Annotated in this window: 16 protein-coding genes; 8 read left to right on the forward strand and 8 right to left on the reverse strand. The window is 42.7% G+C overall.

From position 1 onward, the window contains the following. Positions 1-66: 66 nt before the first annotated feature. Positions 67-1854, reverse strand: a complete 1788-nt coding sequence (locus LY387_RS26425; RefSeq protein ID WP_234497910.1) for an ATP-binding protein — start codon at positions 1852-1854, stop codon at positions 67-69. Positions 1855-2022: 168 nt separating this feature from the next. On the opposite strand from LY387_RS26425, the gene LY387_RS26430 reads away from it, so the two are divergent. From LY387_RS26430 to LY387_RS26445, 4 genes are read left to right on the forward strand one after another with little or no spacing between them, the layout of a single operon-like run. Continuing rightward, positions 2023-3726, forward strand: a complete 1704-nt coding sequence (locus tag LY387_RS26430; RefSeq protein WP_234497912.1) for a type I restriction-modification system subunit M — start codon at positions 2023-2025, stop codon at positions 3724-3726. Then, entirely contained in the window at positions 3716-4996 is a 1281-nt protein-coding gene (locus LY387_RS26435; RefSeq protein ID WP_234497914.1) for a restriction endonuclease subunit S, read from the forward strand. Before LY387_RS26430 ends, LY387_RS26435 begins: the two co-directional genes overlap by 11 nt. Further along, complete coding sequence (locus LY387_RS26440) at positions 4997-6196, forward strand: SIR2 family protein (RefSeq protein WP_234497916.1); 1200 nt, start codon at positions 4997-4999, stop codon at positions 6194-6196. Then, positions 6193-9453: a type I restriction endonuclease subunit R gene (locus tag LY387_RS26445; RefSeq protein WP_234497918.1), complete on the forward strand. Its 3261-nt coding sequence runs from the start codon at positions 6193-6195 to the stop codon at positions 9451-9453. Before LY387_RS26440 ends, LY387_RS26445 begins: the two co-directional genes overlap by 4 nt. Positions 9454-9539: 86 nt before the next feature. On the opposite strand, the gene LY387_RS26450 is transcribed toward LY387_RS26445, so the two are convergent. After that, a complete protein-coding gene (locus tag LY387_RS26450) occupies positions 9540-10277 on the reverse strand; it encodes an IS6 family transposase (RefSeq protein ID WP_234497919.1) in 738 nt (245 codons plus the stop codon). A gap of 232 nt (positions 10278-10509) precedes the next feature. Here LY387_RS26450 and LY387_RS26455 point away from each other — a divergent pair, with 232 nt between their 5' ends. The 4 genes from LY387_RS26455 to LY387_RS26470 all read left to right on the forward strand — a co-directional run bounded on the left by LY387_RS26455 (position 10510) and on the right by LY387_RS26470 (position 13396). Continuing rightward, on the forward strand, positions 10510-10602 hold the full coding sequence (locus tag LY387_RS26455) for a pantocin A family RiPP (RefSeq protein WP_234497920.1): 93 nt from the start codon (positions 10510-10512) through the stop codon (positions 10600-10602). A 70-nt stretch (positions 10603-10672) separates the two neighbouring features. Continuing rightward, on the forward strand, positions 10673-11797 hold the full coding sequence (locus LY387_RS26460; protein WP_234497921.1) for a ThiF family adenylyltransferase: 1125 nt from the start codon (positions 10673-10675) through the stop codon (positions 11795-11797). Then, positions 11784-12473, forward strand: coding sequence for a 2OG-Fe(II) oxygenase family protein (locus LY387_RS26465; RefSeq protein WP_234497922.1), 690 nt, complete (start codon positions 11784-11786; stop codon positions 12471-12473). Before LY387_RS26460 ends, LY387_RS26465 begins: the two co-directional genes overlap by 14 nt. A gap of 2 nt (positions 12474-12475) precedes the next feature. Continuing rightward, positions 12476-13396: a DMT family transporter gene (locus LY387_RS26470; RefSeq protein WP_234497923.1), complete on the forward strand. Its 921-nt coding sequence runs from the start codon at positions 12476-12478 to the stop codon at positions 13394-13396. A 708-nt stretch (positions 13397-14104) separates the two neighbouring features. On the opposite strand, the gene LY387_RS26475 is transcribed toward LY387_RS26470, so the two are convergent. The 6 genes from LY387_RS26475 to LY387_RS26495 all read right to left on the reverse strand — a co-directional run bounded on the left by LY387_RS26475 (position 14105) and on the right by LY387_RS26495 (position 18488). Then, a complete protein-coding gene (locus tag LY387_RS26475) occupies positions 14105-14725 on the reverse strand; it encodes a hypothetical protein (RefSeq protein WP_234497924.1) in 621 nt (206 codons plus the stop codon). 116 nt (positions 14726-14841) lie between these two features. Then, positions 14842-15096 carry an ANR family transcriptional regulator gene (locus LY387_RS27330; protein ID WP_419153484.1) on the reverse strand — a complete coding sequence of 85 codons (255 nt, stop codon included), beginning with the start codon at positions 15094-15096 and terminating at the stop codon, positions 14842-14844. A 2-nt stretch (positions 15097-15098) separates the two neighbouring features. Next, entirely contained in the window at positions 15099-16043 is a 945-nt protein-coding gene (locus LY387_RS26480) for a trypsin-like serine protease (RefSeq protein WP_234497925.1), read from the reverse strand. Between the two features lie 187 nt (positions 16044-16230). Further along, positions 16231-17430 (reverse strand): ATPase, T2SS/T4P/T4SS family, encoded by a 1200-nt coding sequence (locus LY387_RS26485; RefSeq protein WP_234497926.1) that lies wholly within the window; start codon positions 17428-17430, stop codon positions 16231-16233. After that, positions 17417-18118 carry a hypothetical protein gene (locus LY387_RS26490; protein ID WP_234497928.1) on the reverse strand — a complete coding sequence of 234 codons (702 nt, stop codon included), beginning with the start codon at positions 18116-18118 and terminating at the stop codon, positions 17417-17419. The genes LY387_RS26485 and LY387_RS26490 overlap by 14 nt, the downstream gene beginning before the upstream one ends. Further along, positions 18090-18488, reverse strand: coding sequence for a hypothetical protein (locus LY387_RS26495; RefSeq protein WP_234497930.1), 399 nt, complete (start codon positions 18486-18488; stop codon positions 18090-18092). The genes LY387_RS26490 and LY387_RS26495 overlap by 29 nt, the downstream gene beginning before the upstream one ends. Positions 18489-18586: the final 98 nt, after the last annotated feature.

The raw sequence follows: 18586 nt of genomic DNA on the forward strand, positions 1-18586 counted from the left end.
AAAGGGACAAAAGCGAATTAGCCTTTGAAGCAAGAATGCTTTTGTCCGTGATAGGCTCTTATCGTACTACATCAGATTCCTTTGAATAGCCTGCATCCACTCTAGAATGTTTCCATTTGGATCCATTTCAACTAGGTCTGCGTGAGAGTATTTATCCATGACTAAGGTGTTAAGCTTTTTCTTACACTTACCTTCTCTATAGGGTGTCAGGCCAGCAAGAGTCGTTGGAACATCGGTGTCATCTTCGATTTCAATATCTACATTAAAAATTGCCTTGATTGCCCTTGGAGATATATAGTTTTCAAGCTCTCTTTTAGTGGTTAAGAATGCCTGAGAACCATCACCTCTTTCATTCACAGCATCTACAGTGGTCTTGTATTTTGGTGGCTGCGCCATATCTCGATCATAGATATGAATTTCGGGTTTCCCTAAGTTTTTAAGGTAGTGAGAATTCACCCAATCGCGCAGAGTATCTCCTCCCAATGGGATCATAACGATGCGAGGGTCATCGTTCAAATCCGGAACACCTACACCTTCTGCAATGAGGTTTCGTGACAAACGCTTAAAGAAATGAATATCATTTGGCCCTTCGAGACAGACGATAAGTTGAGCGCGACTGTCAGGCAAAACACCGAGATCTTTCGCAATAATCTCATAAGTTGCGTCTTGTCCACTTGCTATGCTTAAGTCTCCAGTGTCCTTTCGGTGGATATGACGTAAGCTTTCAAGGTCAATTTTTTCAGCAAGTGCTGGTACGTGGGTAGTTAAAATTACCTGACAATCATCAAGTTCAGACAGCTCTTTAAAAGCATCAACGAGCATTTGTTGGTAGCTAGGGTGCTGCGAAGTTTCTGGTTCTTCAATAGCATAGATAACGCCTTTTCTGCTATTGTCACGCTTGATTCGTTCCGCTTCAGCTTTGAAAAAACTGATAAGAATCAGTCGACGAACACCACTACCGCGCTTGTTGATGTGAACGCCGTCATTCCCTATTAATGACAGTTTGAAGATGCTACCCCAGTTGGGTTCAACTTTGAATTCTGGAATGAGTTCACTAGCTAATTTTGAATCAATGTCGTTCAAATGAGAAATTGTATCTGCTGCTACAGCTAATGTTTTTTCTCGTACAACCTGTTTGATGTTTTCTAGCTTGGTGTCCAACTCAGAGAGGGCGTTGTTTACAGCAGCCTTCATAGGATCTTGAACTTCGGCTTCTTCATCTGTACTGGGTCTATCTGCTCTGAATAGAGCAAAGTGAGGAAGGTAAGAAGAGATTCTCTCCCAAACAGATTTCCCATCCTCTGCTTTTAGTGGGATCATTTGTGGTGTTAGCTTGAGGTTTTCTATAGAACCGTAGATTCCTTGCCTCAATAGGGCATTGACACGTTGGTCTTCTACATTGACGCCCCGTCGCTCCGCGATGGCCTTCAATTGATCATTTTTCTTGTAAAGAACCCCTTTAGCATCCTTGGCTGATGGATGTACACACCACGCAGCGTATTCACCGTTTCCTTTCCCTTTTTTGAATACTCGGAATAATTCTAAATTTCCTCTCTCATTCAACAAAAACTCATTCTGGAGTGTTGTATTAGCTCTTTCATCTAAAATCAATTGTTCCGGTAAGTTGCTAAACTCACAGCCAATTAGAACATCAGCTTGTTCATCGGAGTAGACGCACTTATCCGTTGCATCAAATTTACAAAGCTTGTGATTGAAGAAAACTCCCAATGCATCAAGAAGTGTAGTTTTTCCTATATCATTCTTGCCAATAAGAGCTGTCAGGTCAGAAATGTCAACAGTCGTTCTTTCTTGATATCCTCGATAATTTTCTAGTGTAAGACTAATAAGTTTCATTCTTTATCCCTTTGCGTTGCGAACGAGGCGATCTCTAAGCTAGCATTTGAAGGGGAGGAAATATGCTCTTTACTTCATAAAAATCATTGTTCAGTAAAGCATAAATCAAGGACTTTTCGGGCTTGGGTGGTATCATGACAAGAATTTTTCGTTTTAAAGAACACCGAAATGAACCAACAAGAACAACAATTCCTTAAAGAGCTTGAAAGCAAGCTCTGGACAGCGGCAGATAAGCTACGTTCCACTCTCGATGCAGCGCAATACAAGCACGCAGTGTTAGGCCTTATCTTCGTAAAGTACGTTTCTGATGCATTCAAACTACGTCAGGATGAGATTAAAGCTGACCTAGCTAACCCTGAGCACGAATACTACTTAGATCCTGCTGACTTCTCGGAAGAAGAACTAGCAGAAGAGATTGCGATTGAACTGGAACAGCGTGATTTCTATACAGAGAAAAACGTGTTCTGGCTGCCTACAGAATCTCGTTGGCAATTCCTACAAGATAACGGCCCGTTAGTTATTGGTGGTGCTGACCTTGAAATTGACGGCAAGGTGAAAAAAATCACTTCAGTTGGTCACCTAATCGACAATGCTCTAGAGGGTATCGAGCGTGATAACCCGAAACTAAAAGGTGTACTGAACAAGTCATACTCTGGTTTAAAGATTGATCAGGCTAAGTTGAATGAGCTTATCAACCTGATTGCGACAATCCCGTTTGTTCATGCTGACCTAAACAGCAAAGATATCCTCGGTCACGTATACGAATACATGCTTGGTCAGTTTGCACTTGCAGAGGGTAAAAAAGGTGGTCAGTTCTACACGCCAGCCTCTATCGTATCGCTAATCGTTGAGATGATTGAGCCGTTTGAGGGTCGTGTGTATGACCCTGCAATGGGTTCCGGTGGTTTCTTCGTACAATCAGAGAAGTTCATTGAGCGTCATGCCAATGAGAAGAAAGTTGATGCCGTAACGCAGAAACAGAAGATTTCTATTTACGGCCAAGAATACAATCATACTACGTGGCAGCTAGCGGCAATGAACATGGCGATCCGTGGTCTTGATTACGATTTTGGTAAAGAGCCTGCAAGTACCTACACTAATATTCAGCACCCTGATCTTCGTGCTGACTTCATCATGGCAAACCCTCCGTTCAACATGAAAGAGTGGAACATAGGTGTTGATGATAACGATCCTCGCTTCAAATACGGCCAACCGCCAGCAGGTAACGCCAACTTCGCATGGATGCAGCACATGCTTCATCACCTTGCTCCAGACGGCTCTCAAGCGCTTCTATTGGCGAACGGCTCGATGAGTTCGACCACCAACAATGAAGGTGAGATCCGAAAAGCACTTGTCGAGAATGATCTTGTTGAATGTATGGTCGCGCTACCCGGTCAATTGTTTACCAACACACAGATCCCTGCATGTATCTGGTTCTTAACAAAGAACAAGACAGCTCGCACTGATAAAGCAGGTCGCAAACTGCGTGCTCGTAAAGGTGAAGTGCTATTCATTGATGCTAGGAACCTTGGTTACATGAAAGACCGTGTTCTACGTGACTTTAGCTTTGATGATATTCAGAAAGTTGCTGACTTATATCACGCATGGAAAACGGGTGAAGAGGTTCACGGCGTAGCTTATCAAGACCAAGCAGGCTTCTGTAAATCAGCAACGCTTGAAGAAATCACTAAGCATGACTTTGTACTAACACCGGGGCGATATGTTGGTGCTACTGAGGAAGAAGATGATGGTGTTCCTTTTGCTGAAAAGATGGCAACACTGACTTCTAAGTTAAGTGAACAGTTTGCTGAGTCAGCAATGCTAGAAGCTGAGATCAAGAAGAACCTAGCGGGGTTAGGTTATGAGCTTTGATAACCTACCACGCAGTTGGCAATTAATTTCTCTCGAAGATGCTATGGATGCGATTATTGATTATCGAGGGAAAACACCAAAGAAGACAGAATCGGGTATACCTCTTATCACCGCTAAAATTGTGAAGGGTGGGTATGTCCTTGAGCCTTTTGAATTTATTGCGGAAGACAACTATGACTCATGGATGGTTCGAGGGTTACCACAAGTAGGTGATGTGGTTTTGACTACGGAAGCCCCTTTAGGGGAAACAGCACAATTGACAAGCGCTAATGTAGCACTAGCTCAGCGTATTGTGACCCTGAGAGGTAAAAGGGGAGTATTGGATAATGACTTCCTTCTATGTGCTCTACAGAGTGATTTTGTTCAACACCAATTAGAGTCTCGTGCTTCCGGCTCTACTGTTAAGGGTATTAAACAAAGTGAGCTTAGAAAGGTTAGCTTGCCTATACCACCACTGCCTGAGCAGCAAAAAATATCCCAAGTTTTGAAGTCTTTAAGCAACAAATTAGTTTGTAATACTCAAACCAACCAAACTCTAGAAGAAATGGCACAAGCCATCTTTAAATCGTGGTTTGTCGATTTCGACCCGATCAAAGCTAAGATGAGTGGCGAGCAACCAGAAGCTATGGACGCGGCCACTGCCTCGCTTTTCCCAGAAAAGCTCGTTGAGTCTGAGCTAGGGTTGATCCCAGAAGGTTGGGATGTAGGCACATTGAGTGATGTAGCAAAATACTGTTCAGCAAGAACCAACACCGACACAATTACACTTGAAAATTACATCTCTACAGAGAATATGCTCGCTGAAAAGAAAGGTGTAACCGCTGCATCTAAGCTTCCAACAGCTAAAACTGTCGCAGCATATAAGTCGGGAGATATCTTAGTTTCAAACATCCGCCCTTACTTTAAGAAGATCTGGCTGGCTGAGGGAAGTGGTGGTCGCTCCAATGATGTTCTTGGTTTTGAATCAGTTAGTGAAAATACTGACTCATACGTGATGAACTTGCTCTATCAAGATACATTCTTCGAATACATGACCAGAACCTCGAAAGGCGCAAAAATGCCGCGAGGTGATAAGACTGCAATCATGAACTGGGAAATGGCTGTACCACCAGTTGAGCTACGTGAAGCTTTCTCGGCTATCGTCGATAAGTTTTATCAGTTGATTCCTCAAAATAGAGCACAGAATGCAACTTTGGAATCGTTGCGCGATACGTTACTTCCTAAATTGCTTTCCGGCGAAATCGAGTTGGATTCTCAGGGGAGTCAGTAGATGAGTAAACCATTGAATGATAGTCGACATATTATTGAGAAGGTTGAGCAATATTTAAGCACAAAGCTTCAAGAAAATGCTGAGTTTAACGAAGAGTTGAATTCAAGTGCTTCAGTTGCTGTATCTATTGATGGGCCAAAAGTTAATATTACGAGCTTGTCTGATTCAGATACTACGTTCCAATATGATGTCAGTGATATTCTTTACTGGGTTGAGCGTGATACCTATTTTGATGAACTAGCGAAATGGAATGGCATTAAACTTGAAGAAAAGCATAGATGCGCATTAGATTTTTTGAAGAGATCCGATCAACTTCCAACATTTTTGGATTTTGTAGACGCAATTAAACGTCAACGAGTCGCTCCCTTTATTGGCGCTGGCGTGTCGTCACCTGCAGGTTACCCACCATGGGGCAAGGCTTTGGAACGTCTGGCTAAACAAATGGGTGAGGATGTTTCTGCACAAGTAAAAGATGATCTGGATAATTACTGTTATCTTGCCGCAGCAGAAGCACTCTATCTACATAATGAGCATTTATTCAAAAATTTTGTTCAGACCGAGTTTCGCCTAAAGGCAGCTCAAGAAGATGACAGACCTGTTTTTCCACCAGTAGTTGATCTGTTACCTTTACTAACGGGGTCATGTGTGGTTACCACGAACTTTGATCGCCTTATAGAGAAAAAATTTGAATTGGTGAGTGGAAAGCCGTTAAGTGGCTATATGTATGGTAAACAAGAACAAAATGGCTTTGTTAGTCAATTGCTTAAAGGTGAGCAATGTCTAATGAAGCTTCATGGTGATGCGGATCAGGCACAGTCTTATGTGTTTACGGAGTCACAATACAAAGATGCATACGGTGATACAGATATTGATTTTACAAAACAGTTACCCAGATCACTTCGACAAATATACATCAGTTATTCTCTGATATTTATTGGATGCTCATTGGAACAAGATCGTACATTAGAGCTGTTTAAATCTGTAATGGAACAGGGGCACTTTGAAATACCTTGGCACTATGCTTTTCTGGCAGATACGGACTCAACGAGTAAATCAGAAAAAATGGGGCGATTACTAAGTATGAATATCAAACCAATCTGGTATGAGACCATCGATGGCAACCACTCTATGCTTGAAAAGTTGTTGCTACTTGCAATTGATGTGGCAAATAAAAAATTTAGTTTAGGGAATACTAGATGATCACAGAAAGCCAGCTAGAGCAGCAGTGCATTAATTGGTTCATCGACCAAGGGTACCTCTATAAAAATGGTTATGACATCGCACCTGATGGTGATTCACCTGAACGTGATGACTATCATCAGGTGGTTCTCAAACAGCGTTTGCTTAGCCAGCTAGAGATACTGAACCCTGATTTACCTGAAGAGACTCGTAATCAGGTTGTGAACATGGTAAGTACACCTGAAACACCAGTGCTAATCAAAAGCAATCGAGCATTCCATAAGCTTCTGATTGAGGGGGTACCTGTTGAATACAGTGTCATTGAAGATGGTCAACTGACTCCAAAATATACCCATGCTCGTTTGATAGATTTCACCACTCCAGATAACAATGAATTCCTAGTTGTTAATCAGTTCACCATTACTGGTACTAAAGGGAATCGACGCCCTGATGTTGTGGTGTTTATTAATGGCCTGCCCATCTCTGTTGTAGAGTTGAAAAATCCAGCAGATGAACATGCGGATATTTGGAGCGCTTTTAACCAACTGCAAACTTATAAAGATGAAATAGCAGAGTTGTTTGTATTTAACGAAGCATTGATAGTCAGTGATGGTTGGACTGCTCGTGTTGGCTCATTAACAGCAAACAAGGAGCGTTTTCTTCCTTGGAAAACCGTATCAGGCGAAGATGACAAGCCACTGCTTGAGTTTCAGTTAGAAACAATGGTTCGAGGGTTCTTCAAGCCAGAGCTTCTCTTGGATTACATTCGCTACTTTGTCTTGTTCGAAACTGATAACGACAAAATAATTAAAAAGATAGCGGGTTATCACCAATTTCATGCTGTTCGCGCAGCAGTAGAGGCGACAGTAAAAGCTAAACAATCTGATGCTAACTTGATTTTGGCGGCTGATAATATTGCAAAGTATCAGGTTCAAGCCACAAAAGGCTTAGACAAAATTAACCCCGGAAGTGGTAAGGCTGGTGTGGTTTGGCACACTCAAGGAAGTGGTAAGAGTATCTCAATGGTGTGTTATGCCAGTAAACTGCTTCAGCAGCCAACTATGAACAACCCAACAATTGTTGTCGTCACAGACCGAAATGATCTGGATAGGCAGCTCTATAACACGTTCGGCATGGCACAAGAGACGCTCAAACAGATCCCACAGCAAGCTGATGATCGTGATGCCCTGCGAGAGCTATTACTTAAGCGTCAATCAGGCGGCATCATTTTCACTACCATCCAAAAATTTGCGCTTTTAGCCGATGAAACCGAACACCCAGTTCTATCGGATAGAGCAAATATTGTTGTCGTTTCGGATGAGGCACATCGAAGTCAGTATGGTAACAAGTCCAAACTGGTTGAAGTCAAGGACGAAAATGGCGCTGTAAAAGCCCATAAGTACGTTTTTGGTTATTCTAAGTATATGCGTGACGCTTTGCCTTATGCCTCGTTCATCGGCTTTACAGGCACGCCTATCGCCATGGATGACAAAGACACTCGTGGTGTATTTGGTGAGTACGTATCAATCTATGATATTCAAGATGCCGTTGATGATGGTGCAACCGTTCCGATTTACTACGAATCACGCCTAGCGAAACTTGATATCAATCAGGACAAGATCGACGTTCTAAATGATGAAGTAGAGGATGAAATTGGTGAGGACGAAGAGACCGTAGAACGTGAGAAAATCAAATCACAATGGGCTGCGTTAGAGAAGCTTGTTGGTGCTGAGCCTCGTATACAGCAAGTGGCAAAAGATCTCGTGAATCATTTCACAACCCGTATTTCTACATTTCCCGGCAAGGCGATTATCGTCGCGATGAGTCGTGAAATCTGTGTCGATTTGTATGATGCTATAGTGGCAATAAAGCCTGATTGGCATAACGAGGATCCTGAAAAAGGCGTAATCAAAATTGTTATGACGGGTAGCGCATCAGATAAAGAAAAGATGCAGCCTCATATTCATGACAAGAAAACGAAAAAGCTGTTTGAGAAGCGTTACAAAGATACCGAGAACGAACTTCAATTAGTGATTGTGCGCGATATGTGGCTAACAGGCTTTGATGCACCGTGTTGTCATACCATGTACATTGACAAACCGATGAAAGGCCATAACTTGATGCAGGCTATCGCCCGAGTAAACCGTGTGTTTAAAGACAAACCCGGTGGCTTAGTGGTGGATTACATTGGCATTGCTAACGAGCTGAAGAATGCCCTCAAGACTTATACTAACAGTCAGGGTAAAGGTCAGCCAACTGTAGACACGGCAGAAGCCTTTGCAGTGTTGATGGAAAAGGTCGATATTATACGAGGCATGTTTGCTACGCCTGTTGGTGGTGACATCTTCAACTATCGACCTGACTTTGAAACTGATGCACTTCGATTGTTGCCCGGTGCAGTGAATCATTTATCAGGTTTATCTCATAACGATAGCAACGGTAAAGAAGTTCGAGATGGTAAACGACGTTTCCTTGATGTCATGGCTGCGCTTACCAAGGCTTACTCGTTATGTAACACCATGGACGAAACTCGTGGCTACAAGAACGAAATCGCTTTCTACTCCGCGATAAAAGCTGCATTCATCAAGCACTCAACGCTTGATAAAAAGCGTACCGACGAAGAGCGTAATACTGCTCTTAAGCAAATCCTTAACAATGCGGTCGTTGCTGATGGAGTTGATGATATTTTTTCAATGGTAGGGCTAGACAAACCGAACATTGGTTTGTTGTCAGAAGAGTTCCTTGAAGACGTCAAGAACATGAAAGAGAAGAACCTTGCGGTAGAGCTATTAGAAAAGCTACTACGTGATGAGGTGAAAGCTCGAATGAAAAATGATGTGATTCAGGAAAAAAAATACTCTGATCGAATCATGACTACGCTTCAAAAGTATCACAACCGAAATATTGAAACCGCTCAAGTTATTGAAGAGCTGATCCAATGGGCGAAAGAGATGCAGGAAGATGCAGCCATGTTGGATAGGTTAAACCTTTCTGTTGATGAGATTGCATTCTATCGAGCTTTGGTTGAAAACGAGTCGTCCGTCCAAAAGTTAGGGGATGACAACCTACGTAAGCTGGCTATAGAGCTGACTCATCAACTTCGTAAATCTGCAACGGTAGATTGGCAGAAGCGGGAAAGTGTTCGTGCTCGTATGCGTAACCTAGTTCGCCGACTGCTGCGCAGATGGAAGTACCCACCTGATGCGGCTGAAGAGGCGATCAGGCTTGTGTTAGAGCAGGCTGAAGTATTGGCTGATGGGTGGTATTCGACCAAATAGAACAGTAGGCAAGGTCAACCTTGCCTTTTTTAGGGATTGTTGCAACTAATCTCAGAGTGCAGAGTTCGCCATCATTGGCTTGGCGATTACTGGTAAATCACTTCTACATTGAATAGACGATTCATGAACGCGGATCTCTCCCGCACTAGAGTTTTACAATCATCATGACGCAACCAAAAATCAAACTGGCCTTTGTCCAACATCCGTAATGATTCAAATCCTTGAATGGTTGACCAAGCTCGCTTTCGGATTTTAAAACCGCCAGTGCCAACGACGAGCTTCTTGATGGGCGCGTGGTCGGATTCGATACCATTATTGAGATACTTCACTTGCCGCTGCTCGACATCCACTCGAAGTCGTCCTTCTTTCTTCAGACGAAGAATCGCATGGGCATAGGAAGCGTGCTTGTCTGTGTTTAATGTTTTAGGCTGCGCATCTGCATCATAGTATCTTAAGCATCGCTTCAGGAACTGATAAGCCGCGTCTTTATTACGTTTATGAGAGAAATAGAAGTCCAGGGTCTCGCCTTGCTTGTTGATAGCTCGATATAGATAATGCCATTTTCCTTTTACCTTAACGTAGGTCTCGTCGAGCTGCCACGAAGAGTCTGCTCTAATGAGCTGATAACGGCGCAGTTTCTTACGTAATGCCGGAGCATACTCAATGAACCAACGATAAATGGTTGAGCGATTGACCGAAATTCCTCGCTCCTGCAGCATGTCGCTGAGGTTGGCGTAGCTCATTGTCGTTGAACCATACCAACGAAGGCACCAAAGAATGATTTCAGGGGCAAAGTGTTTCCATTTGAATTCAGGGTTGGTCATCGAACTCACCAATCATCACCACAGACGATGATAGTTTCAACCTTGAGCTGAGTTTTTGCAACAAGCCCATAAATATTGCACTTGGTTAGATGCCATCAAAGTGTGATGTCAATTCCATTCCAATATGCTTTCCACACACACTTGTTGACATTTTGTTTACTATTTGTGACGTTGAATAATGTGCAAGTGTATGCACATTAATATTTAGTAACTTACAAAAGGAATGATTACAATGATCAAAATGAAAAAACTGACTCAACGTATTTCGGCTATCACTGAAGAAAACGCAATGTACTCGAAAGGTCAGCAAATTAAGCTTAAGTAAGCGATATAATATTATAAAAGGTCACAAATAATAGTGGCCTTTGTTACCTCTAGCGTTAGGAAGTTGAAAAATGCTGTCAATGACAAAACCGCTACTCAAACAATCTCATCACATTATTTTGGCTGATGATGGTGATATTTGTATTGGCGAAATCCCCGAAGTCTCACAAATTATAGAGACTCCCCCACCTTGGCTAAAACATGTACTAGGGAAGCTTAATGGGAAGAAGACGATTCCTCGTATTATGAAAGAGTTAGATTCGGAAGATATTAATGTAGATGAATTGGAAGTTCGAAACCTGATTCAAATGCTTGATGAAGCCAATCTCTTGCAAGACAACTCTTACCACTCTGCAATATTAAGTACCGAAGAAGTTGAGCGCTACGATAGACAACTACTTCAATTTGGTTTGATAGACGGTGATAGAGTACACCCTCATGTATATCAAGAACGCTTAAAGAAGAGTAAATTAGTCGTCTTTGGCATGGGGGGGTGGGGTACTTGGTGTTCTCTTCTTCTGGCACAAGCTGGAGTTGGTACTCTCAGATTAGTCGATGGTGATGACGTTGAGTTATCAAACGTAAACCGACAAGTCTTGTATAAGACTAAAGATGTTGGCTTGCAAAAAGTTCATGCGGCACAGAGTAGCATAGAAGAGTTTAACCCTAATGTTAAGGTCGAGTGCTTTGATGTATTTGCAACACCAGATAGAAATGAACTAGAAAAAATGATAGGAGACTCGAGTTTTATTGTATTGGCTTGGGCAGCACTTGGCTATTTCAGAAAAAATACAGTAGAAGAGGTAATTCACACTATAGCGCAAGAGCGAGGAATACCTATTATCGAATTAGGTGGTGACCCATTAGAAATCTCTGTAGGGCCTATATATCCTTATGATGGCACTCATATTTCCTACTCTCAATCACATGAGGGAGAGCAGCAAAGGTTTTATGATAAAGATCTAGGTATAAAAAAATTCCAACAAGCTCGATTAAAACACTCTTTTATAGATGGAGATAGAGAGGTTAACGCATGGCAAAGTTCTCCATCGCTTGCGGCTATGGCTGGGTTAGCTAGTGATCAAATCATAAAGTTCATCACTAAATATGATACAACTTCAATTTGCGGAAAGAGAATATATTTATCCCTAAATACATTTGACAAACGTCAAGAGGTGGTATTTGAACACGGATAAAGCTATTCAACGTGCAAAAATTTCTTTTGCAGATAAAGGTTATTGCGTTATGGATGTTAGCTGTATATTTGCGGATTCCCTTGCAAGGATATCAGACAAGATACAATCGACAGATGTCACAGACTGGACATATGTCATTAATCATAGTGATTTTTCTGGCGATCTACCTAAAAGTACAAAAACCGAAGTACTCCTAACTCATCGTAAGAAAGCACTTAAAGAAAATAGTAAAGGTAAGCTTGCTTTTTACTTTGAGAGGCTAACAACCGATCATAACTTAATTACTCGGGATACACCAAAAGCTCTAACATACTCAAAGAGATTATTGGAATCTCATGAAATGAGGGGTCTGTTAGAGTCAATAACCAGTAGAACCGTGCTAGATATTGAGCAAATGTATATCAACAGGTTCAATGTTGGTGATTTTCTAGGTGTTCATCGTGATGGAGGAAACAACTTAGGTGTTGCTTTAAATATTTCCAAAGATTGGCTAACTGTTAATGGAGGGAACACACATATTCTTAATGAATCGATGGAAATTATAGATTCACTTTCCCCAAAGTATGGTAGAATTTTAATATTTGACTCAAAAAAATCAAGCGTCCCACATTTTGTTTCTAGTGTATCGGCAACAAATGGCTCGTCCCGAATGGCTATTGTCGGGAGGTACAACTAATTGTGTCAAAATTATCGGTATACACACTGTGCCTAGCAATGATTTGGGGGAGCAGTTTCCCCATATCACAACTGGGTGTAGAACAAATAGGGGCAATGCCTTTTAGAGTACTCACTATTCTATTTTCTACCATTATACTTATTATCTTTACATATAACAAACTCAAAGCATCTCTTGCTAATGTATCATGTATGGATATTGTAAAGCTGTCTTTATTGGCGATCCCGAACATATTCATAGTTCCAATGATAAATAATATATCACTGGCTTATATGTCAGTTTCTACAGCTACGTTACTTATATATCTTATGCCTTGCTTTGTCAGTCTTTTAACGATGCTTGACGAAAAGAAAGTCTCATACATTAGTATTGCAGCAACTACATTATGCATTAGTGGTGTACTTATATTGTCTAAATTTAATAGCTTTAACATAAGTGAGTATCTAATGATATTCAATGCTTTCATTTGGGGCTTAGGCGCAATCTTATCAAAGAAAATAGTTATAAGTTCATGTTCAATGTCGATAAGAGTAACTATTCAAATGATCGCCACACTTACTCTAACTTTATTAGTTACTAGCATATGGTGGGCTATTGACGGTTCTATCTTTGACAAATTTAGATTAAATTACCTTCTGGACTATACCACAATTATTTCTATATTGTATATAGGAGGTGTTGGCTCGGCTTTGGTATACTATCTTTGGTTCAAATTAATTGATTTAAATAGTGCAGAATTCACAAGTTATGCCACACTGCTCTCACCAATTATATCAATAGCTATTGCTGTAACTATATTCGATGAAATTTTAGATAATTATATGATAGTAGGTGGAGTGTTGATATTTTCCAGCAGTTGCATAGTACTACTGAGACCATTAGTATGTAAACTACTAAATCAAGTACGTAGTATTGTTACATAAATGTATTACACCTTTGGTATTCTGAAGGGCAATATTGTTCTAGAGAAACTGCTTGAGAACTTAGAGCGCTGGGTAGAGGAAAGCGTGGTAGAACAGATGCCTTAATAAGCTATTGCCGCTAGCTCTTATGAATAAAGGGCTGGCGGCTTACATTGGACTTTTCGCTGAAATGGGCGCAAAACCCCTAATATGACCCACGGCTTTTGAGTCTGTTTTGCCTTAATTCGTCTGCGTTTGGCTTTCCGCTTTTGTTTAGTATGAAAGGTCATCTCACAGCTCCCATTGTTTTCTTAATGTTTGCTCCTCAAGAATGTTTTCAATCCGTCGCCTGGTTATAGCAGCGCTGGGATTGGGCTTGTACTCCCTCCCTAAAGGAATATGTTCTTTGGTATCAAAAAGGTTCGTATCGACGCTTATTTCAGAGAGAGCGGTTGTGTTAAATAGTTTGGTGTATATAGTGAGACACTCCTTGTATATAGGGTAAAAAATGGGGGTATTTTCAGGACTCAATGCCGTCCTACGCCCTACCTGCTGAGTCACGCTTCTCTATAAATGCGGTTACATTGAAAGGAAAGTGTGACTTTCTGTGAAAAATCGGGAAAGTTAATATGCGCTTTGGTGAATATTGTATTAGTATGTTTGCGTTTAACCGTAACTTCATTCAGATATTAATCATTTTGGCGAGCAGGGCCTCTCTGCTCGCTTTTTTTATCTGTTCTTTTTCTCGGTATATCGAGAGAGAAGCAGTGGATATCTCTGACTAATATCGCTGTTTTTAAATGCTGAGCTCCTTTTCCAATATTTGTATCGATTGAGTGTAAAAGCCTGTAAAGGGGCGCGATAAAACGACGACACTTTCCTTTCAACCGTGACGCCATGCATGGCTAAAATGTCCGTATTTCGAAATCCGCCATCCTTGGCCAAAAGTGGGGAGGTGAGGATTAAACGATGGACTTGATGCGATGGCATCTGGCTAATAAGCGCAATTAAGTCTCGATAGACCACACGATTAAATGGCATTTCAATATCGGTCAAATGGACGTCCCACTCTCGTTTGAATAGGGAAGGCATTAACGTCAAGTTAGGGTGTCTTGGTAATACGCAGGCAAAACCGTATGAGTACACCAATCCCATCAGCGTAATGAGTAATGGCCAGGTAAAAGAAGGAATGGCTAAACATACTCCCAAAAGTAAGCTATTCACGACAATGACTTGCACCCATCGATGAAGTAAATAATAAGGAGTGATGAGCTGCTTTTTTGTAAAGCTAATCGTGAGTACAGAGAAGACGATGACTGTCAGTAAGAGGTTGATAAGGAGCGTGCCCATAGACTCAAGACTCCTAGGTAAGGCATAAGAAAGTACTCAGACATTTAACTGAGTATTTTAAGAAGGTTTATGATTTGTAATGAATGAAATTTACCGATAGTGATGGGTGAACTCCATTAATAGCGTTCTCTCAGAGCGTCGAGGCTTCTAGGGCGTCCCCGCCTTGTCGGGGGCTTGATAGGTCTGTACCTTAAACAAAATTCATGGCGGTTCTTTGCCCATAATATGTTTTCAGGGTGAGAAGCAAGATGGGAGACTTGTTTCCATACCATTGCAGCATTCTCGTACTGATAATCACGCTCTAGCTCTGCGGCTTTTTGGGCAAGTTTTAAACAGTACTCTTTTTTACATTGCTCTTGATAAAGGTGCATGTTTATCCCTTCAAAAATCGGCGACGAAGTCCTAAAGTCATTAACGCCACTGCAGACAACAAGCAGAGAGAACCAGCGCCACCTGAACTGTTACCATCGGAATTCGTTTGAGGGTTGATAGAGATAGATTCAGAGTCATTAAGGTGAAGCGTGCCTTCTCCTCCTTGATTCTCGATAACGTAATCACACGTCGCGAAAGCGTTTGAGGTGCCTGCACTTTGACAAGTGCCGCCAATGATTTTAGCATCCCCAGACGTATAAGCACTGTCAACGACGGGATTTTGGTGTAAAGACTGAACCTTAATAGTCACTTGACCTGAACTGGTATTAGCGACGGTCAGATAATGCCAGCCATTAATGGTGTCTAGGATAAAGTCTTTGGCGTAGTGGAGGTTATCGCCGTAACTGGAACCTTTTGACGTTACGGCGATAATGGCGTTATGAACGTTTAACCACGGCCCGCCACTATCACCATAATCAACACTGCCTTGTCCAATATTGACTCCGCGCATATACATGTAAGCCGTAGGGTGGCCTGATGTGTTAGCTTCATCAATTTCTTGAGTGGCATAATGTAAATGTTCATCCGTGCCACCAAAGCCCCAGAAGGTAATGTGTTCTTTATCGGTGAGTGGGTCATTGGTTAAATCAGCAAAGTAAAATGAATGTTGGGATTGGGCGGGGGGGTCTAGTATTAACAACGCCACATCAAACCCTGAGTTGCCAACATAATTTGGATGGTTTGTTCGGTTGGTAGATGAGCGGAATTTACCATCTGAAAATTGTAGATATTGGTCATCTAAACAATGCGCCGCGGTGAGGGTCCCTATGCAGTTTAAATTGACGAGGTTATCATTATTATCCCAACTATCGGCTGTCCCGTCTTGGGCGGCAAAAGTATTCGCTGAAAATAGTGTAAAAATAAGTGGTGTAAGAGCCTTTTTCATCTGACGTCTCTTATCGGTTATTGTGCGAATATTATACAACTAAGCGCGTATTAAATCGAGACTCGCGACCAGTTTTATCTATGATCGTTTAGTCTAAAAAAGCGCTTCATATGATCGATTGGAATAGATACAAAATAACCACATCCTTGTGGCTATGATGCTTAGGATTAGCCTTATCCAAGTTTATTTACTTCACTTGAATTAAGCGGATCCTTATATCAACCGTTGGACTTGTAGATGAGTCCTGATGGACACGAACCAAGGTTTGGTAAATCCACACCTTCATTAAGTTTGGTGCGGCGATAACCGCAAGCGGGACGTGCATTTGTTGATTCAGCGTATGGGCAATACCAATGGCGCTGGAGGTGTGGATGGTGGTAAAGAACAGCTGACCCGTTTCGGCTTTTCGACAGCCACTCATGGCCCCTTTGTGCTCTCGACACTCGCCGTGCATTTCGATATCTATGTCCGCTTTGGTGTAGGTGAAAAAACCGTCTTCGTCTTTTTCTCGATTGATGACTAAGGTTTGAGGTACGCCTAAATCAAACTCAATCGGATCTTCAAGGGAGTGCATGGCCCGCCCTGTGCCTTTCATGGCTTCAAAACAAGAGGCGAGTAAGGTGGATTTACCACTGCCGACTTGACCTGCAATGATGCAAGCGCCAGAAGGGCTGTGCAAAAAGGCTTTTAGGGCCTCAATTTGCCCATTGGTCAATCCCAGCTCATCAAGTGAAGGGATGGTTTCTTCTTTGTTGAGCCAGCGCAGGACACATTTGCCACCGTCATCTTTACAAGGCGCATAAGCGGTTCGCCAGCGTGTTTCTCGCTTCTTGGTCTCACGGGCCTGGCTATCTTGAACCATCAGGTCAAGCAGTACTCGACCATTATTGATGTTTTGTTGGTAGAAATCGCCATCGGTGTCGGTGGCAAGATCGTTAAACAGATAACCAAAGAGCTGCATACCGTAGTCTTTGTCTGGAATGCGGGCTTGCAATTCAATAATGCGGCTGTCCACACGGGCTAATAGTCTGGTTTCATTTCGGTACACTTCGATATGAATGTCAGAGGCATTAAGGGTGACGGATTTTTGAAACAGCTGCTTGATGAACTTGGCGACGTCCGAGTTGCTTTGCACGCTTTGTGAGTCCTCCTCGATGCGCGTGGCATCAATGAGCCCTCGAACCACGCTTTTTTCAGCGAATCGAACGTTGCTGACATGACCATTTAAGGTGGCCGGGTGGTCTTGGCAATACGTTTCCAGTAGCGCAATGGCTGGGCTGTCAAAGTCACACGTTAGAATGTCACCAGGCTCTATCAATAGGCTGTCTTGATGTTGGTAGTAAATGGATTTGAGGGTGTCATCTAAAAGGACGTCATAAGTTTGCATTGTCGCTCTCCTTTTCTGGTTTTAGGGGCTTTTTCAGATAGCGAGTGGTTTGTTTGCCGTCTTCTTCCAGCACCACGCTGTTGCGATGGATGGCTTTAACGGTGGCCCCCATAATTCGAGTACCAACGGTGGCTGGGATGAATTCATCTTCAAGCGCGAGCCAAGCGGTGGAGCGGTTTGGGGTTTGAGTGATACTGCGAACCTCAAGCAGGGTTGCGATAGTAAAATCATCGTTTATGTGTTTCGGTTGCGTTTGGAGCGTGACGGTGGGTGTTTTTAACGCTTCTAGGCTTTGTGCCTCGCTGATTTGTTGGCGCTCCGCATGTTGTTTGCGTGCTTTGAGGGTGAGCAGGGCTTCTTCTTCCATCGGTGTCAGAACTTCAGAGGCATTGTCGGAAAGAGGTAAAATGAGTTTGGATGGCGCCGAAGCCTCCGGTGTTGGTGCATAAGTGGTGGTAACGGGTACTGTCTCAAGGGTAGGCGATGTGTCTTGAGACTTGTCTAGAAATTGGACCGATGTACTGACATTCACAGGTGCATCAGACGCTGCAGTGAATGACGGCGACGTTTGAGTCTTATCGTTATTGAGTGCATCCCAAGCGATGGTTCCGACGGTGGCAAGGAGCAACAGAGCAAAAAGTGCAAGTAAGCCTTTTTGTTTAGAGGTTAAGGGGGTGTTTGTCTTCATGATTAAGGGTTAACGTCAGCGAGGCGGATAGAGCTTTGCTAGAGTGTGCCTCTGTGGTGAGTTGGAGCAGCGCGTTGCCATCTATCTCAAAGTGAGTCAGTGACAGCGCAGGACTGTCTGTCAGCTCGGTTAATGCAGGAAGTGTCTCGAAGAAGCGGTCCGTCTCCAGTCGCCATTCAGTGACCGTTAGAGGCTCGGCCTCTTGCTGACGCTCTCTGACGGTGTACCCCATTCGCTCAAGTGTGTGCTTAAGTGGGGTTTTAAGCCCACTGACGTCATAAATGTGCGCCGTGCTGTGCGTCTCAAGGGGAGTGGTGAAGTGAATGATGTTGCCGCCAAGGTGAGCGCTTTGATGAGCGTGGCATTCCATGTGGCGTCGCTGGGTGACAGGGTCATGCTCTCGGGTGTTAATCCATTGGGCAAAAACGGTAAGTAGGCCAGCACATGAGAGAGGATACGTAGCGCATC

The sequence above is a fragment of the Vibrio maritimus genome (genome assembly GCF_021441885.1).
Taxonomy (GTDB): Bacteria; Pseudomonadota; Gammaproteobacteria; order Enterobacterales; family Vibrionaceae; genus Vibrio; species Vibrio maritimus_B.

Bases quoted from the DNA above. Each gene is read 5' to 3' on its own strand.
- LY387_RS26430 (WP_234497912.1), top strand. From the start codon at position 2,023: ATGAACCAACAAGAACAACAATTCCTTAAAGAGCTTGAAAGCAAGCTC.
- LY387_RS26490 (WP_234497928.1), bottom strand. From the start codon at position 18,118: ATGAAGACAAACACCCCCTTAACCTCTAAACAAAAAGGCTTACTTGCA.
- LY387_RS26475 (WP_234497924.1), bottom strand. From the start codon at position 14,725: ATGGGCACGCTCCTTATCAACCTCTTACTGACAGTCATCGTCTTCTCT.
- LY387_RS26435 (WP_234497914.1), top strand. From the start codon at position 3,716: ATGAGCTTTGATAACCTACCACGCAGTTGGCAATTAATTTCTCTCGAA.
- LY387_RS27330 (WP_419153484.1), bottom strand. From the start codon at position 15,096: ATGCACCTTTATCAAGAGCAATGTAAAAAAGAGTACTGTTTAAAACTT.
- LY387_RS26450 (WP_234497919.1), bottom strand. From the start codon at position 10,277: ATGACCAACCCTGAATTCAAATGGAAACACTTTGCCCCTGAAATCATT.
- LY387_RS26480 (WP_234497925.1), bottom strand. From the start codon at position 16,043: ATGAAAAAGGCTCTTACACCACTTATTTTTACACTATTTTCAGCGAAT.
- LY387_RS26455 (WP_234497920.1), top strand. From the start codon at position 10,510: ATGATCAAAATGAAAAAACTGACTCAACGTATTTCGGCTATCACTGAA.
- LY387_RS26425 (WP_234497910.1), bottom strand. From the start codon at position 1,854: ATGAAACTTATTAGTCTTACACTAGAAAATTATCGAGGATATCAAGAA.
- LY387_RS26445 (WP_234497918.1), top strand. From the start codon at position 6,193: ATGATCACAGAAAGCCAGCTAGAGCAGCAGTGCATTAATTGGTTCATC.
- LY387_RS26460 (WP_234497921.1), top strand. From the start codon at position 10,673: ATGCTGTCAATGACAAAACCGCTACTCAAACAATCTCATCACATTATT.
- LY387_RS26495 (WP_234497930.1), bottom strand. From the start codon at position 18,488: ATGGAATGCCACGCTCATCAAAGCGCTCACCTTGGCGGCAACATCATT.
- LY387_RS26485 (WP_234497926.1), bottom strand. From the start codon at position 17,430: ATGCAAACTTATGACGTCCTTTTAGATGACACCCTCAAATCCATTTAC.
- LY387_RS26440 (WP_234497916.1), top strand. From the start codon at position 4,997: ATGAGTAAACCATTGAATGATAGTCGACATATTATTGAGAAGGTTGAG.